Source organism: Sphingomonas sp. LHG3406-1, assembly GCF_029637485.1.
In the GTDB taxonomy this organism is placed as follows: Bacteria; Pseudomonadota; Alphaproteobacteria; order Sphingomonadales; family Sphingomonadaceae; genus Sphingomicrobium.
In genome coordinates, this window is the sequence record NZ_CP069128.1 from 1,014,498 (window position 1) to 1,034,094 (window position 19,597).

Genomic DNA, 19,597 nt, shown 5'->3' on the forward strand with positions numbered 1-19,597 from the left:
GGAAAGGACGGCAAGACGCACGTCTGCGGCTTAGCCTGATTGGCCGATGTAGGACAGGATTAAGCTGTTCCCCGGCGCGAGCCGAAGCCCAGCCCGGCGCCACGCCGGGCGAGGAAAGCGCCTTGAGGGCGCTCCTGGGCCCCGGCCTTCGCCGGGGTGCAGTCTCAGCCCAGCCGCGCCAGCGCCGCCCGCAGCCGCTCGGCCTCGGCGGCGCGGGCGTCGTGGTCGGCGCGGGCCTTGGCAACGGCCTCCGGCTTGGCACGCTCGGCGAAGGCCGGGTTGCCGAGCCGTGCGGCAAGGCTGTCGCGGTCCTTCTCCGCGGCTTCGGCGGCCTTGGCGAGGCGGCTGCGCTCGGCGTCAAGGTCGATGGCATCGCCAAGCGGGAAGGCCACGGTCGCTCCGCCGACCACGATCTGCGCCGAACCGGCGGGCGGAGCGTCGGCAGCGACCGGGGCGCCGATCTTCGCCATGCGTCCGAGGATGGCGCCTTCCTGTTCGATCAGGCCGATCAGGGCGCTGCCGCCCTCCCCTGCCAGCACGTGCGGGACGAGCGCCGCCGTCCACGGCACGTTGAGCTCGGAGCGAAGGGCGCGGACGCCCTCGACGAAGGCGATCACGGATTCGACCTTCGCCTTCGCATCCGCGTCGCTTGCAGCATTCGGCTCAGGCCACGTGGCCACGATGAGGTCGTACGGCCGCTCGCCCATGCCGTGCCACAGCTCCTCGGTGACGAACGGCATGAACGGGTGGAGCATGACCAGGATCTGGTCGAACGCCCAGCCGGCGACGGCGCGGGTCTCCTCGTCGAAGCCGCCCTTCACCAGCTCGACATACCAGTCGCAGAAGGTGCCCCAGGTGAAGTGGTAGATGGCGTCGGCCATGCCGTCGAAGCGCAGCTCGTCGAAGGCGCGGTTGAGCTTGCCCAGCGTCTCCACCACCTCGCCGATGATCCAGCGGTTGACCGGCTTGGTGGCTTCGGGCGCCGCGATCGAAGTGGACGGCCCGACCCCGTTCATCTGCAGGAAGCGGGCGGCGTTCCACAGCTTGGTGGCGAAATTGCGATAACCCTCGACCCGCTTCTCATCCAATTTGATGTCTCGGCCCTGGCTCTCCATCGCCGCCATGGTGAAGCGGAGGGCATCGGCGCCATATTTGTCGATAAGGACGAGGGGGTCGACGGTGTTGCCCTTCGACTTGCTCATCTTCTGGCCCTGCGCGTCGCGCACGAGACCGTGGAGGTAGAGCGTGCGCCACGGCACCTCATCCATGAACTCGAGCCCCTGCATGGCCATGCGGGCATCCCAGAAGAAGAGGATGTCGAAGCCGGAGATGAGGACGTCGTTGGGGTAGTGGCGGGCGAGATCTCCCCTCCCGCTTGCGGGAGGGGCCGCGGGAGGGCTTGTCGGCGAGGATGGCGACACGCCCTCCCCTTCCGGCGCTGACGCGCCTCCTTCCCCTCCCGGAAGCGGGAGGGGCGAGCCTTCGGGCCACCCCAGGGTCGCGAAGGGCCACAGTGCCGAGCTGAACCAGGTGTCCAGCACGTCCTGGTCCTGCATCAGCGGGCGCTCGTCGCCGGCCATGGCCTGCGCTTCCTCGGCGCTCATGGCGACGAAGATGTTGCCGAACTCGTCGTACCACGCCGGGATCCGGTGGCCCCACCATAGCTGGCGCGACACGCACCACGGCTGGATGCCTTCGAGCCAGTTGAACCAGGTCTTGGACCAGGTCTCGGGCACGACCTTGATCTCGCCGGCCCTGGTCGCAGCGACGACGCGCTCGGCGAGCGGCTTTACGTCGACATACCATTGGTCGGTCAGCCAAGGTTCGATCACCACGCCGGAGCGGTCGCCGAGCGGGGTAGCGATGGTGCGGTCCTCGACCTTGACGAGCGCTCCGTCGGCCTCGAGCAGTTCGACCACCCGCCGGCGGGCGTCGAAGCGCTCGCGGCCGAGCAGTTCTTCGGGCACCAAGCCGTCCGCGGTCTGGCAGACGTGGGCGGACGCATCGAGCATGTTGAACATGTCGGCGGGCTTGATCCCGGCGCGGCGGCCGACCTCGAAGTCGTTGAAGTCGTGGCCGGGCGTGATCTTCACCGCGCCGGAGCCCAATTCGGGATCGGCATGTTCGTCGGCAACGATCGGGATGAGGCGGCCGGTGATCGGAAGCCTGATCTGCTTGCCGATGAGCGCGGTGTAACGCTCGTCCGACGGGTGGACCGCCACCGCCATGTCGGCAAGCATGGTCTCGGGCCGCGTGGTCGCCACCTCGATATGGCCGCTGCCGTCCGCCAGCGGATAGCTGAGGGTCCAGAACTTGCCCGGCTGGTCGCGCGTCTCGACCTCGAGATCGGAGATGGCGGTCTGGAACTTGGGGTCCCAGTTCACCAGGCGCTTGTCGCGGTAGATACGGCCGCGCTTGTGAAGCTCGACAAAGGTGTGGAGGACGGCCTTCGAGAAGCCCTCGTCCATGGTGAAGCGCTCGTTTGACCAGTCGCAGGAGGCGCCGAGGCGGCGCAGCTGGCGGGTGATCTGGCCGCCGCTCTCGGCCTTCCACTCCCACACCTTGGCGACGAACTCGTCGCGGGTGAAGTCGGTGCGCTTCTGCTGCTGGGCGTTCAGCTGGCGCTCGACCACCATCTGGGTGGCGATACCGGCATGGTCGGTGCCGACCACCCACAAAGCGTCCTTGCCCTGCATCCGCGCGCGGCGGACGAGGATGTCCTGCAGCGTATCGTCGAGCGCGTGGCCGATGTGGAGGCTGCCAGTGACATTGGGCGGCGGCATGACGATGGTGAACGGCTCGGCGTCAGGGCGCGCCGGGCGGAATTGGCCCGTCTTCTCCCAATGGTCGTACCAGCGGGCTTCGATGGCGGCGGGTTCGAAGGTCTTCGGCAGATCGGTCATGGTGCGCTGCGGTATAGAGCGCGGCGGCTTCGTTCAACCGTCATGCCGGGCCGAACCCGGCATCCATCTGCCTTGGACCGGCAGGCGCGAAAGACAGGCGGACCCCGGATCAAGTCCGGGGTGACGCTTACTTCTGCGTGGTCGTTCCCCCGCCCATGATCGGCTGCCCGCCGGTCCACCGGTCGAGCCAGCGGTGGACCTCGCGGTACCATTGGATGGAGTTGACCGGCTTCAGCACCCAATGGTTCTCGTCCGGGAAGCGGAGCAGGCGGCTGGGAACCTCCCGGCGCTGGAGCGCAGTGAAGGCGCCGAGCCCTTGCGTATAGGGCACGCGATAATCGCGGTCGCCGATGATGATGAGGTTCGGCGTCTTCCAGTTGGCGACGTAGTTCAGCGGATTATGCTTCTCGTAGTTGGCCGGCACCTCGAACGGCGAGCCGCCATTCTCCCACTCCGTGAACCACAATTCCTCGGTCATGTAGCCCATCGAACGGGTGTCGAAGATGCCATTGTGAGTGACCAGGCACTTGAAGGCGTCGGGCCAGCGGCCGGCGATCCAGTTGGTCATGTAGCCGCCGTAGCTGCCGCCGAGCGCGCAGGCGCGGGTGCCGTCGAGCTGCGCATCCTTCGACAAGGCGAAGGCCCAGCCCTTCTGCAGGTCCTCGAGCGGCTTGCCGCCCCAGTCGTTGCGAATGGCGTCGGTGAAGGCCTGGCCGTAGCCGGTGGAGCCGTGGAAATCGACGCTGACCACGGCATATTTGCCGGCCGAGAAGGCGCGCGGATTCCAGCGGTAGGACCAGCTGTTGTTGAAGCTGCCCTGCGGTCCGCCATGGACGATGAAGGCGACGGGAAGCTTGGCCGCCGGCGCATTGGCGGGCTTGAAGGTATAGCCCCAGACGGTGTCGTTGCTGGCGCCGGCGAAGCTCCACTTCTCGAAGGTGACCGGATCGAGCTCGGCAAGCAGCGCGCGGTTGACGGCGGTGAGCTGGGCAAGCCGGCCGCGCCGGTCGAGGCGGTAGAGGTCGTCGGGTACCTGGACCGAGTTGATCGCGAGCAGCACGTCGCCGTTCGGCAGGGCGCGCGCATTGTGGGCAGTGCCTTCGCGGGTGAGGCGCGTGACCCTGCCGCTGGCGACGTCAACCCGGAACAGCGGGGTCTCGAGCGTGTCCTGCGCCTCGACGACGAGGCTCCTGCCGTCCCTCGCCCAGGTCAGTGAGCCGACCGAGCGATCCCAGCCTTCGGTGAGGGCGCGGGTGCGGCCGCTGGCGAGATCGCGCAGCATGATCACCAATCGGTCGGCTTCGTAGCCGGGGCGCTTCATCGCGACATAGGCGAGCGTCCGGCCGTCGGGCGAGACGGTCGGCAGATTGTCGGTCGCGGCATTGGCGTCGGTGAGGTTTACCGGCGGCGCAGAGCCGTCGATCGGCGCGGCGAAGATGTCGAGGTTGGTCGACTTGGGCTCGATCCGGCCGGCCTCGCGAAGGGCGAAATAGACGGTCCGGCCATCGCGCGAGATGGCGATCTCCTCGCCGCCGCCATAGGGCTTGGACGGGGTGTCGCCGACCAGCTCGCCGGTGACGCGCACGCCCATGCCCTGCAGCTTTCCGCCGCTCAACGGGAAGGAGTAGATGCGGCTGCGGGTGCCGGGCTCGACCCACGTGTCCCAGTGGCGGACGAACAGCTCGTTATAGACCTTGCCGGACCCGGGCTCGGGCGCGGCGAAGGTGGTGGCGGCGCAGGCAAGGTCCGGGCAGTCGCGCTGGTCGGCCCAGACGATGACGTTGCGGCCGTCCGGCGCAATCCTGAAACCGGAGACATCGGCGCCGAAGTCGCTGATCGCCACCGCGGCCTGGCCCATCACCATGCGGTGCAGCTGAGCACGCTCGCCGACGGCCTTGAGGAAGTAGATCGCACCATCGGGCCCGAACACGGCATCGCTCGCGCCCTCGGCTCCGGCGACCGGCTGCGGCGCGGCGCCGGCCCTGGTGAGGTCGAGGCTGTGCAGCACGTTGTTGCGACGGTTCTTGTCGAGATCGGTGGTCGACAGGCTGAAGATGGCGGTGCGGCCGTCCGGCGACACTTCCGGCGCGCCGAGGCGACGCATGTTCTGAAGGTCTGTGGCGGTCATCGGCCGGGCTTCGGCGGCGGCGACGGGGGCGAGGACGGCGGCGGCAGCCGCGAGGAGCAGGGTGCGCTTGATCATGGCGGCGAGGCGTAGCAGCGCCGGGATGAACCGCAAGTGGGCTAGAGCTGCTGCCCCGTGATGCGGCCGATCTCGCGCTTCACATGCTCGTCGACGATCGCCGGCAGATGCTGGTCGAGCCAGTCCTTGAGCATCGGCCGGAGCATGTCGCGCACCATCTGCTCGAGCGGATTGACCGCGGGCGGCGGCGGCGCGGCGGCGGCAGCCTCCTGCAGCGCGGCGAGCCGGGCGCGGCTGGCCGCGGCGGCATCCTCGCTGACCAGCGGCGGGCCGAGGTCGACCGAGGGCGCCGGCGGCCTGGGCGCTTCCTCGGGGACCATCTCGTCGAGTTCGAGCACCTCGTGCGGCGCGGCGACTGGCGGCGCGTCGGGTGACGGCTCTTCGATCGGCTCGACCACGGGCGCGGGCACCGTCACCTGGCCGGTGGAGCGCAGCTCCTTCTCCTCCGCGATCACTTTCTTGATCGAGGCGAGTATGTCTTCCATCGAGGGTTCGCGGCCGGGCATGGCCTCACGCTACCCTTACTGCGCCGGGCTTGTCACCCCTGCCGGCGGTCCGGCCACCGGAGATTCGCTCGGGGTTACCGTGCGGGTCGAACGCGGAGTGTGGCGCCCCTCCCCCGCCCAGTCGTTCCACGAGCCCGAGACACGGCGATAATTGCCGGTCGGATCGTAGAGCGGACCGCCTTCGAGTCCGAGATCGTCGGCCTCGGCCTGGCCCATGGCGTTGAGGAGCTGGAAGCCGGCGACATATTGGTCGCGGCGCGCGCTCACCAGCTGGACCTGCGCGTTGAGCAGTTCCTGCTCGGCGTTGAGCACGTCGAGCACGGTGCGGGTGCCGACGCTGCGTTCAGCCCTGGCGCCTTCGAGCGCGAGGCTGGCGGCCGACACGGCGATCTCGTTCGACTGAATCGCGCGGAGCGACGCCTGGTGTGCGGCGAAGGCGGAGCGGGTCGCGGCGACGACCGCGCGCTCGGTGCCGATCGTCTGCTCCAGCAACTGGCCCTCGGCGGCCTGCGCCTGGCGGATGCGGGCCGACGGCAGCCCGCCCTGGTAGAGCGGGATGCGCGTGCTGATGCCGACGCTGGTCTGCGTCCCCGAGCGCGGGAGGCCCGGCGTGTCGCCGCCGCCGCGCGTGTTCACATAGTCGCCGCTGGCGACGCCCGAGACGGTCGGCAGGCGGTCGGCGCGCGCGGTGCGGACGTCGAAGCCGGCAGCCTCGGCCTGGCGCTGGACGGCGATCACGTCCGGATTCTGGACGATGGCGATGCGCACCGCTTCCTCGGCGCTGGCAGGCAGCGGCGGAAGCGGCGGCGGCGGGCTGAGCGTGCCCGGCGAACGGCCGACGATCCGGCGATAGCTTTCCTCGCTGGCGGCAAGCCGCGATTCGGCGTTGGCGAGCGTGGCGCGTTGCAGGCTGAGGCGCGACTCGCTCTGCGCGACGTCGGTGCGGGTCACGTCGCCGATCTCGAAGCGGTCGCGGGTCGCCTCGAGATTGGTGGTGAGCACCCGGATCTGGTTCTGGTTCAGTTCAACGATCGCGCGGTCGCGGATCACGTCCATGTAGGCGGCGACGGCATCGGTGAAGACATCGCCCTCGACGGCGCGCAACGTGGCGCGGCCAGCCTCGACGCGGGTCCTGGCCGCGGCGATCGAGTTGCGGACCCGTCCGCCCTGGAAGATGGGCAGGCTGAGGTCGAGTCCGCCCGAGATGATCGGCCCCTTGCTCCGCCCCGTGTCGAGCACGCCCGAGCGGGTGAGGTCGCGGTTGACGCCGACGACGCCGGACACCTGCGGCCGGCTTCCGGCGCGCGCGACGGCGACCCCCGCATCGGTGCCGCGGAGCGACTCGCGCTGGGCGTTCAGGGTCGGGTTGGACTGGTAGGTCGAGACCAGAGCCTCGCGCAGCGTGTCGGCGGCGGCGGGGCTGGCCAGGGCGAGCGCCGCAAGCGCGCCGCCAGTGAGGAATCGTGACAAGAGCGGATGACTCCGAGACATCAGAAAGTGAAGACCGCCGGCCGGGCGAACCCAGGCAGCGGCGCCATGGAAGCGTCGGCCAAGGACTTGAGCCCAAAGCCATGAATCGAGCGTGTCCCGGCCATTAGGCGCGGCACTCCGCCCTCGACCAGGCAGGCGCCGAGCCGGCCGCCGACCTTCAGCTGCTCGACCAGCGCCTCAGGCAGATCCTCGATCTGGCCGTCGACGAGGATGACGTCATAAGGTCCGCAATCGGGCGCGCCGGCTTCGAGCGGACCTTCGACGATGGTGATGCCCTCGACCTTGCGAAGGCGACCGAGGAGGACGGGATCACTTTCCACCGCGATCACGTCGAGGCCCATCTCGGCGAGCACGGCGGCGCTGTAGCCGGTGCCCGCGCCGACGATCAGCGCCTTTTCGCCGGTGCGGCAGCCGAGTTCGACCAGCATCCGGCCGACGCTCGCCGGCGGGCTCAGCGCGCGGCCCGGCGCGATCGGCACCATCCGATCGATATAGGCGATCGGCGCCGAGGCCTCCGGAACGAAGGTCTCGCGCGCGACTCCGGCCATGGCCGCGACCACCAGCGGATCGGTCACCGCCTGCGGGCGCAGCTGGCTGTCGACCATCGCTCGGCGGGCCTGGGCAAAATCCATCTCGTTCCTCAATCCAGCTACAGGTGTTTTACTATACTATCACACCTTCTTGCAAGGCTTCATGTAACGACCCCTGCCCGTCCCGCCAAGCAAGCTGAGCCGCTGTTCGTCGAGCGCAGCCGCCTCAAGGTCGAGCCGTGACCGTTCAGCGCCTTGGCAGCATGATGGTGCTGGGCTCTAACTGTTGCCGGCCAAGTGCCTGTGATTCGGGCAGGAGTTGACGACCTTGAAGCGATTGACCTTTTCCCTCGCACTGGCGGCGCTGCCGCTCGCAACGCTTGCCGCAGCGGAGGGATTGGCAACGCAAGCCGGGCAGCCGTCCAGTCCGGCCGGCTGGATGCGCGGCGACGGGCTGCGGGTCGATCCCGAGCTGAAGCTCGGCACCCTGCCCAACGGCATGCGCTACGTCATCCGCCGCAATCGTACGCCGCCGGGCGAGGCCTCGCTGCGGCTGCGCATCGACACCGGTTCGCTCAACGAGGCCGAGGACCAGCGCGGTCTCGCTCATTTCCTCGAGCATATGGTGCTGAACGGCACCGAGAACGTGCCCGAGGGCGACTTCGTCAAGCGGCTGGAGCGCCATGGCCTGCGCTTCGGCCCCGACACCAACGCCTCGACCAGTTTCGGGCAGACGGTGTTCAAGCTCGACCTGCCCGAAACCGACAAGGACACGCTCGACGAGGCCTTCTTCCTGCTGCGCGAAGTGGCCGGGCGGGCGAAGCTGGACGCGGCGGCGGTCGACCGCGAGCGCGGGATCATCTTGTCGGAAGAGCGGGCGCGGGCGACTCCGGGCTACCGCCAGCTGCTCGACCAGCTCGCCTGGCTCTACCCTGGGCAGCTCTTGCCGCAGCGGCTGCCGATCGGCGCTACCGAGGTGATCCGCACCGCACCGCGCCAGCGCCTGGTCGACTTCTACCGCGCCTGGTACCGGCCCGAGCGCGCGACGCTGGTCGTCGTCGGCGACATCGATCCGGCGGAGATCGAGCGGCGGCTGGCGAGCCAGTTCGGCGACTGGCGCGGGAGCGGCCCGGCCGGCATTCCCGCAGACCAGGGCAAGCCGCCGGCGCGCACCACCGACGCGCGGCTGTTCGTCGATCCGGCGGTCGCCGCGGGGGTCAGCCTCAACTGGATCCGCCCGGCCGACCTCGATCCTGACAGCGTGGCGGAGCGCACCACCGACCTCGAGGAGCAGATCGCCGGCGCCGTGCTCAACCGCCGGCTCGAGAAGCTCGCCCAGCGGGACGATCGCCCGCCCTTCGTCAGTGCCGGGGTCGGCACTTCGAAGATGGAGGAGACCGCCGAAACCACCGCCATCAGCGCGCAGGCGCGGCTCGGCGACTGGAAGAGCGCGCTCGCAGCCATCGACCAGGAGCAGCGGCGGCTGGTGCAGTTCGGGATCACGGCCGACGAGCTCGAGCGCGAGATGACCGGGGTGCGCGCGGCGCTACAGGCCGGAGTCGCCTCGGCCGCGACCCGCAGCAGCAACGCGCTTGCCGAAAGCCTCGTCGGGGCCGTCGACCGGCAATCGGTGGTGACCAGTCCGGCCGACCGGCTTGCCTTCTTCGAGACGATCGCTCCCAGGCTGACGCCCGAGAGCATCCATGTGGCGGCGAAGCGGATGTTCAGCGGCTCCGGCCCGCTCCTCTACATGACCCTGCCACGGCCCGCTGCGACCCGCGAGGCGCTGCTCGCCGCGTACGACCAGTCGCGCAAGGTGGCGGTGACCGCGCCCGCCGCCCAGGCCCGCGTCGCCTGGCCCTATGGCAGCTTCGGGACGCCAGGCCAGGTGGTCGAGCGCCGCGAGTTCGCCGAAGTCGGCGCGACCAGCGTCCGCTTCGCCAATGGAGTCCGCCTGACCGTCCGGCCGAGCAGCGCCCGCAAGGAGCAGATCCTCGTCAACGTGCGCTTCGGCGACGGGCGGCTGGCGATGGACCCGGCACGGTTCAGCCCTGAATGGGCGCTCGGCTCCGCCCTGACCTTCGGCGGGACGACGAAGCTCGACGCCGACGCGGTCAATCGTGCGCTGACCGGCAAGCTGGTCGGCGCCAGCTTCGGCATCGCCGACGACCGCTTCGTCCTGAGCGGCGGTACCCGCCCGGCCGACTTCCCCGTCCAGATGCAGCTGCTCGCCGCCTACATGACCGACGCCGCATGGCGCCCGCTCGGCTGGGAGCGGCTACGGGCGCAATTTGCCTCCATCCACGACCGGTTCGAGAGCTCGCCTGGCGGCGTGCTGAGCCGCGAGCTGGGGCCGATCGTCCGCTCGGGCGACCTGCGCTGGGGCATTCCCGACCGCTCCGCCATGCGGACCAGCACGATCGCGCAAGGGCGCCAGTTGGTCGAACCGGCGCTCCGCTCGGGGCCAATCGAGATCGTCATCGCCGGCGACATTACGGTCGGCGAGGCCATCGCCCAGACAGCGGCGACCTTCGGTTCGCTGCCCCCGCGCCCGGCCACCCGCGCCACGCCCGGGCCGATGCGCTTCCCCGCGCCTCCGGCCACCCCGATCACCCTCACCCACAAGGGGCGCGACGATCAGGCGATGGCGTTCATCGCCTGGCCGACCACCGGCTATTCACCCGAAACCCGCCAGCTAGCGCGCACCCTCACCTTGCTTGGCGCAGTGTTCCAGCTGCGCCTGACCGAGGAGCTGCGCGAGAAGGAAGGCGTCAGCTATTCGCCGGGCGCGTCGCATGGCGCTTCCTCGACTTTTCGTAGCTACGGCTATCTCGCCGCCCAGATGGAAGCACCGCCGACCGCCCTCGACGGCTTCTTCAAGACTGCCCAGCGCATCGCGGCGGAACTTGCGGCCCGCCCGGTCGATGCGGACGAACTGAACCGGGCCCGCCGGCCGCTACTCGAATCGATCGAGCGGGCGCGGGACGGCAATGCCTACTGGCTTGGTGCGCTGGAGGAGGTCGCCGACGATCCGTTCCGCCTGGAGAGCATCCGCACCCAGCGCCCGGATCTCGAGGCCGTCACGCCGGCGGCGCTGCAGGCGGCCGCACGCCAGTATCTGGCAACCGGCAAGGCGCTCCGCATCAAGGTGGTGAAAGGCGCCCCCGCACCCGCCACGGCCGCCGCCGCGGTGACCACAAAGGGCAACGGGAAAGATTGACAGCCCGGCGGCGCTCGGGCTTAGGCAGCCCGCACACCCCTTCGAGGCCCGATGGCGGAGTGGTTACGCAGAGGACTGCAAATCCTTGCACGCCGGTTCGATTCCGGCTCGGGCCTCCACTTCCCCGATCTTCTGCAAGAATGCCTGGCGCTCAGCGATCGGTCTAATGCTCTGAAGGCTCTAATGGCAGCCCGGGCCATCGGATCGTCCCGGCCCTCCTGAGGCGTCGCCTCCCATTTGGACAATCGCTCGATAGCTTCCCGGCCAGTTGCGCTTGCTTGGCCGCCTCTGTGTACCTCGCAATGTCGTCGCCTTTGCTGTGCCCGCTGAAAGATTTCCTGCTCTTGTTGGGCATGCGCAGTTCGGCCATGCGCCGCAGAGTAGCCTTTCTGAGCCCGTGAGCGCTGCAGTGAGGGAGGCCAGCCTCATCGCACCATTGCCGAAACTTGTTTCCGAAACCCTTGCGGGAAAACGGACGCCCCAGCTCGTTGAGCACGAAGGCAGCCGCGCCATCGTTGGGCTTCGAGGCGATCAGCGCTCCAAGGAGCTGCGGCGCAGCCCCTTCGACATCTCTGCGGTAGAAACCTTCACAGGAGCGTGCACGGCTATGAAGCTTAGGTTCTACACGCACTCGGCCGTATAGAGGTGAGTTAAGCACCAAGTCCTGACATGGCGCTGAACCTATGGCACGCAAAGCGGGCGATGACTTAATCCACCTTAGGAGAAGACTTGGCCAAACCGAATGCCCTTGGCGGTAACGTTGACGCTATTGCTCCACGAGCAAGCATGTGGTCCCTGCTCTCGTTTGCCTCAGCCGACTTCGCGTTCAATTTGTTCTGGCAGAGCAGCATGTTGTTTCTGCTCTTCTACTATACCGATGTGCTTGGCGTCTCGATTGGTGCAGCGGCGGCGATTTTCACCGTGGGCGCGATCTGGGATGGTGTTGTCAGTCTCGGAATAGGAATACTGCTGGAGCGAAAGCCGCACCTCGTACGTCCAAGTGTCCTGAGCAGAGGCGGACCGCTGCTAGCTCTGGCCTTCGTCGCTGCCTATCTTCCGCCGCTCACCAGCGGGGATGTGGGAATCGTCGGCCTGTTTGCCGCTCACATCCTGTTCCGGACCATCTACGCAGCAGTCAACCTGCCTTACCTTGCGATGTCGGCACGGATCAGCCGCGACAGCCGGGATCGGTCTTTCATAGCGGGCACGCGAATGCTGTTCGGAACAGGCGCCGCTGTACTGGTCGCACTTGTGACGGTCCCGCTCGGCAATCGGCTTACCGGAGCAGCAGATGGAGCTGAGAGCTTTATCGCTGCTGCGCTCGCGTTCGCGGTGGTCGGGGCGCTGCTTCTGATGTTGGTCGGCCGTAAGCGTTTCGAATGCGAGGCACCCTCCTCGCATCGTTCGGCAACCATAAGCGCCGCAGTCTCCAGTCTCGCGCGCAATCGCGCCTTCGTCAGTCTCGTCACGGCAATGGCGGCCACGGTGATCGGCGCGACCCTCCTCAACAAGTCGGTGCTTTATTTCTTCAAATACGCCTTGGGACAGCCGGAGGGAGGGCAGCTCGCCCTGGCTTCCATGGCCCTCGTCAGCGCGGTGGCCATCCCCTGCTGGATGCTGGTTGCCCGGGCCAGCGGACTACGCTGGACCTGGCTCCTGGCAACTAGCGGCGCGGCAATCAGCCTGCTCATGTTCGCGGCCAGCGATGTCACCGGCAAGGGACCGGCCACGCTCTTCCTGGTTGCAGTCCAGGCCATGCTGATGGGCCTCAACTTCGTTTTCTGGGCGATGCTGCCCAACACCATCGAGTTCGGTGACCGCCATACCGGGGTCCATGTCGAGGGATTGATCTTCGGCCTGGCCACTCTTCTGCAGCGGATTGGCATTGGCTTCGGCACAGCATTGCTCGGCTGGACCATGGGGAGTGCCGGATATGTCGCCAATCAGGCGGCGAGTTCCGAAACGCTGGACGCGCTGCGTTGGTCAGTCGCGTTCATGCCATTCCTGTTCCTGCTGCTCAGCGGCATTGCCATGATGTTCAATCCGCTGGCCCACGGCGTGCACCGCAGGATCGTTCGCGAACTGGACTAGGCCGTCATCAGCTGAGGGTGAATCGACCGGTGACGCCGGCGGCTTCGGCCGAGGGCGCCACCCAGACATCGAACTCTCCGGCCTCCACCACTGGGCGATTGTCACGGCCGATGAAGGCGAGGTCCTCGCGGCGAAGGACGAATCGGACCTGCTCCGACTTACCTGGCGCCAGCGCCAGCTTGCGAAAGGCTTTGAGCTCGCGCACCGGGCGAGTAATGCTTGCGGCCCGGTCGCGGATGTAGAGCTGCGCCACTTCCTCCCCACCTCGGGTACCGCGATTGGTCACGGTCGCGGTGATGATGATTTCCTTCCCGCCCTGCGCGTTTACCGTCAGGCTGCCATATTCCATCCGGCCGTAAGTGAGGCCGTGGCCGAACGGATAAAGCGCACTGTTGGTGATGCCGCGGAAGTGAGTCTTATATTCTTCAAGTTTCTCGCCCGGCGGATTGGGGCGACCGGTCGGCTTGTGCGCGTAATGATAGGGTTGCTGGCCAGATGAGCGGGGGAAGCTGACCGGCAGGCGGCCCGATGGGCTGTAAGCGCCGAACAGGACATCGGCGATGGCGTTCCCCGTCTCGGTCCCGAGGAACCACGTGACGAGGATGGCCTGGGCCCCGTTTACCGCCTTGTCGAGGGCGAGTGCGCGACCGTTCTTCAGCACGATCACCGTTGGCTTGCCGAGCGCCGCGACGGCTTCGACCAGCGCCTGCTGTGGCTCCGGGACGACAATTTCCGTACGGGACTGGGCTTCGCCCGACATGTTGAAGCTTTCCCCGATCGCAAGCACGACCACGTCGGCTTGACGGGCAGCGGCAACTGCCGCTTCGATCCCACCGGGGATTGCTTCCTCCACCCCTGATCCGGGGGCGACCACCAGTGCATTCTTGTCGCGCAGAGCGGCGCCCATCCCCGTTGCGAGATCGACCGACTTGGAGTCGTCTCCGTAGACCACCCAAGGCCCGTTGAGGTTCTGCGGCCCGCTGGCGAATGGGCCAATCAGCGCGACCCGCTTGCCTGAACGCGGCAGGGGCAACAAATCGCCGTCGTTCTTCAGCAGCACGATCGACTTACGGCCCGCTTCACGGGCAAGGGCCCGTGCCCTGGGCGTCATCGAACGGGCGGCTTCGCGCTTCTCGTCGATGCGCCGGAAGGGATCATCGAACAGGCCGAGCATGGCCTTGATGGCGAGGACGCGGCGAACGCTTTCATTGACCCGCTCCTCAGGCACTTCGCCCGCGCGGACCAGGCTAGGGAGATGTTGCCGGTAGAAGCCGCTCTGCATGCTCATGTCGACGCCGGCGAGGAAGGCGAGCTTGGTCGCTTCGCGCGCGTCCTTGGCGAAGCCATGCGCGATCATCTCCTCGTCGCCCGTGTAATCGGAGACGACGAAGCCCTTGAACCCCCATTCCCCACGAAGCAGTCCGGTCATCAACCATTCGTTGCCGGTTGCCGGAATTCCGGACAATTCGTTGAAGGCCGCCATGACCGACAAGGCATTGGCATCGAGGGCTGCCTTGAATGGTGGAAGGTAGACCTCCCGCAACGTGCGTTCGGAGATATCGACAGTGTTGTAGTCGAGCCCTGCTTCGGCCGCGCCGTAAGCGGCGAAGTGCTTTGCGGTCGCAAGCATGTGCTCCGTCGAGCGAAAATCATCGCCTTGGAAGCCCTTCACCCGCGCCACCGCGAACAGATTCCCCAGCAGAACATCCTCGCCGGCGCCCTCCACGCCACGTCCCCAGCGCTGGTCGCGAGCGATGTCGACCATCGGAGCAAAGTTCCAGTCGATGCCGGCGCCTGCCGCCTCGAAGGCGGCCATTTCAGCCGTACGGCGGGCAAGCTCAGGCTCGAAGCTTGCGGCTTCGGCTAGCGGCACGGGAAAGATGGTGCGATGACCGTGTATGATGTCGGCGGCGAAGATCAGCGGGATCTTCAGTCTGGATCCCGTGACGGCCGCGGTCTGCATGATCCGCGCCATGCGGGCACTGTTGCCGTTGAATACGCCCGTAAGCTGTCCCCGCCGTGCCTCTTCGACTTGGCCTTCGAAGCTGGGCCCTCCGCTCGGTGGATTAAGGGAGATCGCCTTGCTGCCGCCCCAGGCCGCAGCCATCAGGCTGAGCTGGCCGGCCTTTTCCTCGAGCGTCATGCGGCCGATGAGCTGGTCGATAAAGGCCGGGACGGGCAAGCCTTTCCCCGCCTGCACGAGAGCGCGCGCCGGACTGGCCAACCATGCGCCGACCGACGCCGCACCCATCAACGCGGCCCGGCGGGTAATGGTCGTGTCGAGCATATTCGGCTTCCTTTTCGCTACTGGCGAGGCACACCGTAACCGGTTACATCGTTCCCTTCTACTGGTTAGGATGCCTCTCGTCGCAGGGTCTTGGCTATGGAACGCGACAAGGCAGTGTGACGATGGGTGAGGCGACAATCCGGGACGTGGCAGCAAGGGCGGAAGTATCCGTGGCCTCCGTCTCGCGGGTGTTGAACGGACTTGCGAACGTCAGCGCCGGAACGCGCGAGCGGGTAGAGCTGGCCGCCCACGAACTCGGCTACGTCCCGCATGCGGGAGCGCGCAGCCTCAGCATGGCGAAGAGCCATACCGTCGGTGTGCTGCTCCCCGACCTGCATGGAGAGTTCTTTTCCGAACTGCTGCGCGGGATGGACCTTGAAGCCAACCGCCGCGGCTATCTGCTCTTATTCTCCAACCTTCATGCTGGTTCGAGCCAGGGCGTGGCGGCGCTCCGGGCGATGCGCGGCAAGGTCGACGGACTGGTCGTGATGGCACCGCACCTGAATGAGGTCACCATCGCGCAGGTCCTGCCACCCTCGATGCGGGCTGTGCTGATCAATGCGCCCGGCGATGTGCGGAGCCACAGCAACATCCGTGTCGACAATCACGTGGGCGTGCAGGCGGTGGTCGCACACCTGCGAGAACTCGGCCGGCAGCGCATCGCGTATATCGGGGGCCCTTCCGACAACATCGACGCACAGGAACGAGCCGCCGCCTTTTCCGCGGCAGCCGGCGAAAGTGAAAGCGCGTTGATGCGAGATGGCGACTTTTCGGTCGAGAGCGGAGAGCTGGCGATTCGCCACCTGCTCGAAGAGGGTGTGGCGTTCGATTCGGTATTCGCGGCTAACGACATGATGGCGCTTGGCGTGCTGCGAGGGCTGGAGGCGGCGGGTCGTCGTGTGCCAAGCGACATCGCCGTGGCCGGCTTCGACGACGTGCCCCTTGCCTCCTACCTTCATCTCACCACCGTCCGCGTCGGCATCGCCGAGCTCGCCCGCCGGGCGCTCGGGCTGCTGATAGACGAGCTTGCCGACCCTGCCCGCCCGCTGACGGCGGAGCGCCACACGCCGACATTGGTCGAGCGTCAAACGACGGTGGGTTCATGATTAGCGATCGCCGAACGCTGCTGAAAGGCTCGGCGCTCCTCGCTAGCGGGAGCCTTACAGGCTGCGTAACGCTGAGCGCGCCGACGCGCTTGCCGGCGTTCTACGACGATATCGAACAACGGACCTTCGCCTTCTTTTGGGAGACAGTTAATCGCGACAACGGGCTCGTACCGGACCGCTGGCCTACCCCGTCCTTCTCGAGCATCGCCGCAGTCGGCTTCGCCTTGACGGCCTATCCTTATGGTGTGGAGCGAGGCTGGATCAGCCGTACCGCCGCTCGCGACGTGACGCTGACCACCCTGCGCTTCTTCTGGAATGCTCCGCAGAACCCGAGCTCCACCGGTGCCACCGGCCACAAGGGCTTCTTCTACCACTTTCTCGATATGCAAAGCGGGAAGCGCTTTCGCCAGACCGAATTGTCGAGCGTCGATACGACCCTGCTGCTGCTCGGGATATTGTTCGCGGGCCAGTATTTCGACGGGAGCGATCCGGCGGAGCGGGAAATCCGGACGTTGGCGCAGCAAATCTACGCTCGAGCCGACTGGAACTTCTTCCGGCATGACGGCCGCGACGCCATCTCGATGGGTTGGCATCCGGAATCCGGCCTCATCGCCCGCAACTGGGACGGCTACAACGAAGGAATGGCGGTCTATCTGCTGGCGCTCGGCGCTCCGGTACATGCGGTGCCGCCGACAAGCTGGAATGAATGGACTAGGCCCTATCCCAAGGTCTGGCGCGGCGAAGGGCGTGCACGCCACCTCGCCTTCGCACCATTGTTCGGGCACCAGTACAGCCACATTTGGGTCGACTTTCGCGGCATCCGGGATGCGCCGATGCGTGCCGCAGGCTTCGACTATGCCGAGAACAGCCGCCGCGCGACCTATGCCGCCCGCGATTATTGTGCGGCCAATCCCATGGGTTGGGAGGGCTATTCAGGCGAGATTTGGGGGCTGACCGCCTGTGACGGCCCGGCCGACGTGAAGGTGGGCGATCGCCAGTACTTCGGCTACAGCGCACGCGGGCCGATCGATCAGCCCGACGGCCGCGACGATGGAACGCTGGCCCCCACCGCCGCCCTTGGTTCGCTCCCCTTTGCGCCGGAGATCGTGGTGCCATGCGCCGAGGCGATGCTGCGAGTGCACGGCAGTCGCATCTACTCACGATACGGCTTCCTTGACGCCTTCAATCCCAGCTTCCGCTACACCGACGTGACCTCGAAGAGCGGGAGGGTTGATCAGGTCTATGGTTGGGTCGGGCGAGACTATCTCGGCATCGACCAGGGTCCGATCCTTCTTCAGGCCGCCAACCACCGGCAGGAGTTCGTCTGGCGGGTGATGCGCGGCGAGCCGGCGTTGCGCCGAGGCTTGCGGCTCGCGGGTTTTCGTGGCGGCTGGCTCGATGCCTAGCGCGCGAGCACTGGCGCAGTGAGGCGTGATACGCCGCTTTCGTTGAAGGCTTCCACCGCGAACCAGTAGGCAACGCCCTTATTGAGCGCGCGGATCTCCTTCTGAAGCGTGCGTCCGTTGCCAAGCTCGTCCGCCCACAACTGGTAGGTCTGGACCAGCCGGTCGCGACGGTGACCCCAACGGATGTTGTAGCCGGTGGCGCCTGGCACTGCCGACCAGCGCACGGTGGCATCGCGCTCGTCAGCGTGGCGATCGGCGCCAAGCCCGCCCGGAACGGCAGGCCCGCGTCCTTCGGCTGAGCCGAACACACGCAGGTCGCTGATCGCGAGGTGCGCGGCACCGACATGGCCATGCACATAGCGCACGTACCGGACCCGTGCAGCGACGGGCAGCTCGAAGTAGGCGTTTGGCCGATCGCGGCGAGGCGGCTCGGTGCGGGCCAGCGGCGACCAGCTGCGGCCATCGAGCGAACCCTGCAGCTCGAAATCTGTGTAGATGTCGGGTGCGTCGGCAAAGCGCCCGGATTTGTAGTCGGCAAAGTTGACCTGGAGCGCGCGGACCGTGCGAATGCCGCCGAGGTCCATCCTCAGCGTCTCGCCCGCTCGCTTCGACCCGGCGACCCAGAAGGTGCGCGGGTCCTCGTCGCCAGCGCGCGCCGCGGCATAGTCGCCCAGCGTCGATGATGCGATCAGCGGCTTTCGGTAGGAAAGCAGCATCCAGCCGGGAAACAGGCTATCGAGGTCCTGCACGGGTCCGCTCGGTATCAGTCGCGGCCAGTCACCGAACCGGGTGGAAGCATGGAACTGCCCGTCCGGCTCGAAGCGCGCGGGATAGATGACGATCCGCCGCTCCATTCCCCAATTGTGCCCAACCCAACTGGTCCCGCTATTGTACCAGTTGCCGTGATTGTCGGGAAAGGTGGAGCCGTGGCCGGTGCCTTCCGCAAAGCCGCCCGGGCGGTAGGCGACCGGGTTCCACGGCGCGTAGGTGAAGGGTCCCAGCGGCGTGTCCGAGACATAGGTGCCGTTGGCGTAGGCATTGAATTCCGAACCAGGCGCTCCGTACTGAAGGTAGTAGCGGCCGCCGACCTTGGTCATCCAGGCGCCTTCCATGTAGGACGGACTGGGCTTACCCGGCCCCCAGCAGGCGCAATGGTCCTGGCCGAACCGCTCCCAGCCGTGGCGACTCGGATCCATGTTCAACATCGGCTTGCCGGCGCCCTTGTAGAACAGCCGCCCTTCGCGGAACTCGATCTCGGTCCCGTAAAGCGGGAAGACGTTCGACGAGCCCCAATACATGTACCAGCGGCCGTCATCGTCCTTGAACAACGCGGGATCCCAAGGACCCGGCGGCACCTCGCCGGACTTGATCTCTTCGGCCGGCTTGTTGGTCATGCCCGGCAGCGGCGGCATGCGGCGCACAAAGAAGTCGAGCTTGCCCGTTTCCGGTGCCGAGGTGGACAGGATCGCCTCCGGCTCCATCATGGAAGGCTGAAGGATGATCTTTTCGCCGTCCGACCAGGCGGCGGGCGCGACGATGCTGTCGAAGGGCCAGCGGCTCGGCGTGACGAAGCGCCAGTGGATCAGGTCGCTCGAGCGCCAGTAACCGTCGGCCAGCGTCTGAAACATGTAAAAGGCGCCCTTGTGGCGCACGATCGCGGGGTCCGCGCCGGTACGGTAGGACGCACCGTCGTTGATCTGCTCGAAATTGTAGCGGTAGTCGATATCGACCGGGTTGATGGTCGTCCGCTGCTGGGCGGAAGCCGGAGCGGCTGACAAGGCCAGGGCAAAGAGCGCTGAAGCGCGCATTCCAGTCTCCCGCAAGGCAAGGCGCGCCGGCCACGGACCGGCGCGC

General features: G+C 67.2%; 12 protein-coding genes, 1 tRNA gene and 1 pseudogene. 6 read left to right on the plus strand and 8 right to left on the minus strand.

The genetic code is table 11. The features are described 5' to 3' along the window. Window positions 1-164 precede the first annotated feature (164 nt). From JOY29_RS04925 to JOY29_RS04945, 5 genes are all read right to left on the minus strand, one after another. Window positions 165-2,903, minus strand: a complete 2,739-nt coding sequence (locus tag JOY29_RS04925; RefSeq protein WP_300975075.1) for a valine--tRNA ligase — start codon at window positions 2,901-2,903, stop codon at window positions 165-167. Window positions 2,904-3,030: 127 nt separating this feature from the next. Continuing rightward, entirely contained in the window at window positions 3,031-5,106 is a 2,076-nt protein-coding gene (locus JOY29_RS04930) for a S9 family peptidase (RefSeq protein ID WP_300975076.1), read from the minus strand. Between the two features lie 41 nt (window positions 5,107-5,147). Then, a complete protein-coding gene (locus JOY29_RS04935; protein WP_300975077.1) occupies window positions 5,148-5,612 on the minus strand; it encodes a DUF2497 domain-containing protein in 465 nt (154 codons plus the stop codon). A 15-nt stretch (window positions 5,613-5,627) separates the two neighbouring features. Continuing rightward, window positions 5,628-7,082 carry a TolC family outer membrane protein gene (locus tag JOY29_RS04940; RefSeq protein WP_300975078.1) on the minus strand — a complete coding sequence of 485 codons (1,455 nt, stop codon included), beginning with the start codon at window positions 7,080-7,082 and terminating at the stop codon, window positions 5,628-5,630. 20 nt (window positions 7,083-7,102) lie between these two features. Continuing rightward, window positions 7,103-7,735, minus strand: coding sequence for a protein-L-isoaspartate O-methyltransferase (locus tag JOY29_RS04945; RefSeq protein WP_300975079.1), 633 nt, complete (start codon window positions 7,733-7,735; stop codon window positions 7,103-7,105). Window positions 7,736-7,961: 226 nt separating this feature from the next. Between JOY29_RS04945 and JOY29_RS04950 the strand changes: the two genes are divergently transcribed. Then, complete coding sequence (locus tag JOY29_RS04950) at window positions 7,962-10,853, plus strand: pitrilysin family protein (protein WP_300975080.1); 2,892 nt, start codon at window positions 7,962-7,964, stop codon at window positions 10,851-10,853. Between the two features lie 45 nt (window positions 10,854-10,898). Further along, a tRNA-Cys gene (locus tag JOY29_RS04955) sits at window positions 10,899-10,972 on the plus strand. Between the two features lie 44 nt (window positions 10,973-11,016). Here the strand turns inward: JOY29_RS04955 and JOY29_RS04960 are convergent. After that, a complete protein-coding gene (locus JOY29_RS04960) occupies window positions 11,017-11,511 on the minus strand; it encodes a tyrosine-type recombinase/integrase (RefSeq protein WP_367280038.1) in 495 nt (164 codons plus the stop codon). A gap of 71 nt (window positions 11,512-11,582) precedes the next feature. Here JOY29_RS04960 and JOY29_RS04965 point away from each other — a divergent pair, with 71 nt between their 5' ends. Then, window positions 11,583-12,944 carry an MFS transporter gene (locus JOY29_RS04965; protein ID WP_300975081.1) on the plus strand — a complete coding sequence of 454 codons (1,362 nt, stop codon included), beginning with the start codon at window positions 11,583-11,585 and terminating at the stop codon, window positions 12,942-12,944. A gap of 7 nt (window positions 12,945-12,951) precedes the next feature. On the opposite strand, the gene JOY29_RS04970 is transcribed toward JOY29_RS04965, so the two are convergent. Then, window positions 12,952-15,231 carry a glycoside hydrolase family 3 N-terminal domain-containing protein gene (locus tag JOY29_RS04970; protein WP_300975082.1) on the minus strand — a complete coding sequence of 760 codons (2,280 nt, stop codon included), beginning with the start codon at window positions 15,229-15,231 and terminating at the stop codon, window positions 12,952-12,954. 122 nt (window positions 15,232-15,353) lie between these two features. Between JOY29_RS04970 and JOY29_RS14010 the strand changes: the two are divergent. The 3 genes and pseudogenes from JOY29_RS14010 to JOY29_RS04980 all read left to right on the plus strand — a co-directional run. After that, window positions 15,354-15,488, plus strand: a pseudogene (locus tag JOY29_RS14010) (LacI family DNA-binding transcriptional regulator); the annotation flags it as partial. A 36-nt stretch (window positions 15,489-15,524) separates the two neighbouring features. Continuing rightward, the gene (locus tag JOY29_RS04975) at window positions 15,525-16,337 is read left to right on the plus strand and encodes a LacI family DNA-binding transcriptional regulator (RefSeq protein ID WP_300975083.1); all 813 of its coding nucleotides are present in this window, start codon (window positions 15,525-15,527) and stop codon (window positions 16,335-16,337) included. Window positions 16,338-16,426: 89 nt separating this feature from the next. Further along, the gene (locus JOY29_RS04980) at window positions 16,427-17,743 is read left to right on the plus strand and encodes a glucoamylase family protein (protein ID WP_300975084.1); all 1,317 of its coding nucleotides are present in this window, start codon (window positions 16,427-16,429) and stop codon (window positions 17,741-17,743) included. Here the strand turns inward: JOY29_RS04980 and JOY29_RS04985 are convergent. Beyond that, complete coding sequence (locus tag JOY29_RS04985) at window positions 17,740-19,551, minus strand: family 43 glycosylhydrolase (RefSeq protein ID WP_300975085.1); 1,812 nt, start codon at window positions 19,549-19,551, stop codon at window positions 17,740-17,742. The two genes, JOY29_RS04980 and JOY29_RS04985, sit on opposite strands and share 4 nt — an antisense overlap. Between the last annotated feature and the right edge of the window lie 46 nt (window positions 19,552-19,597).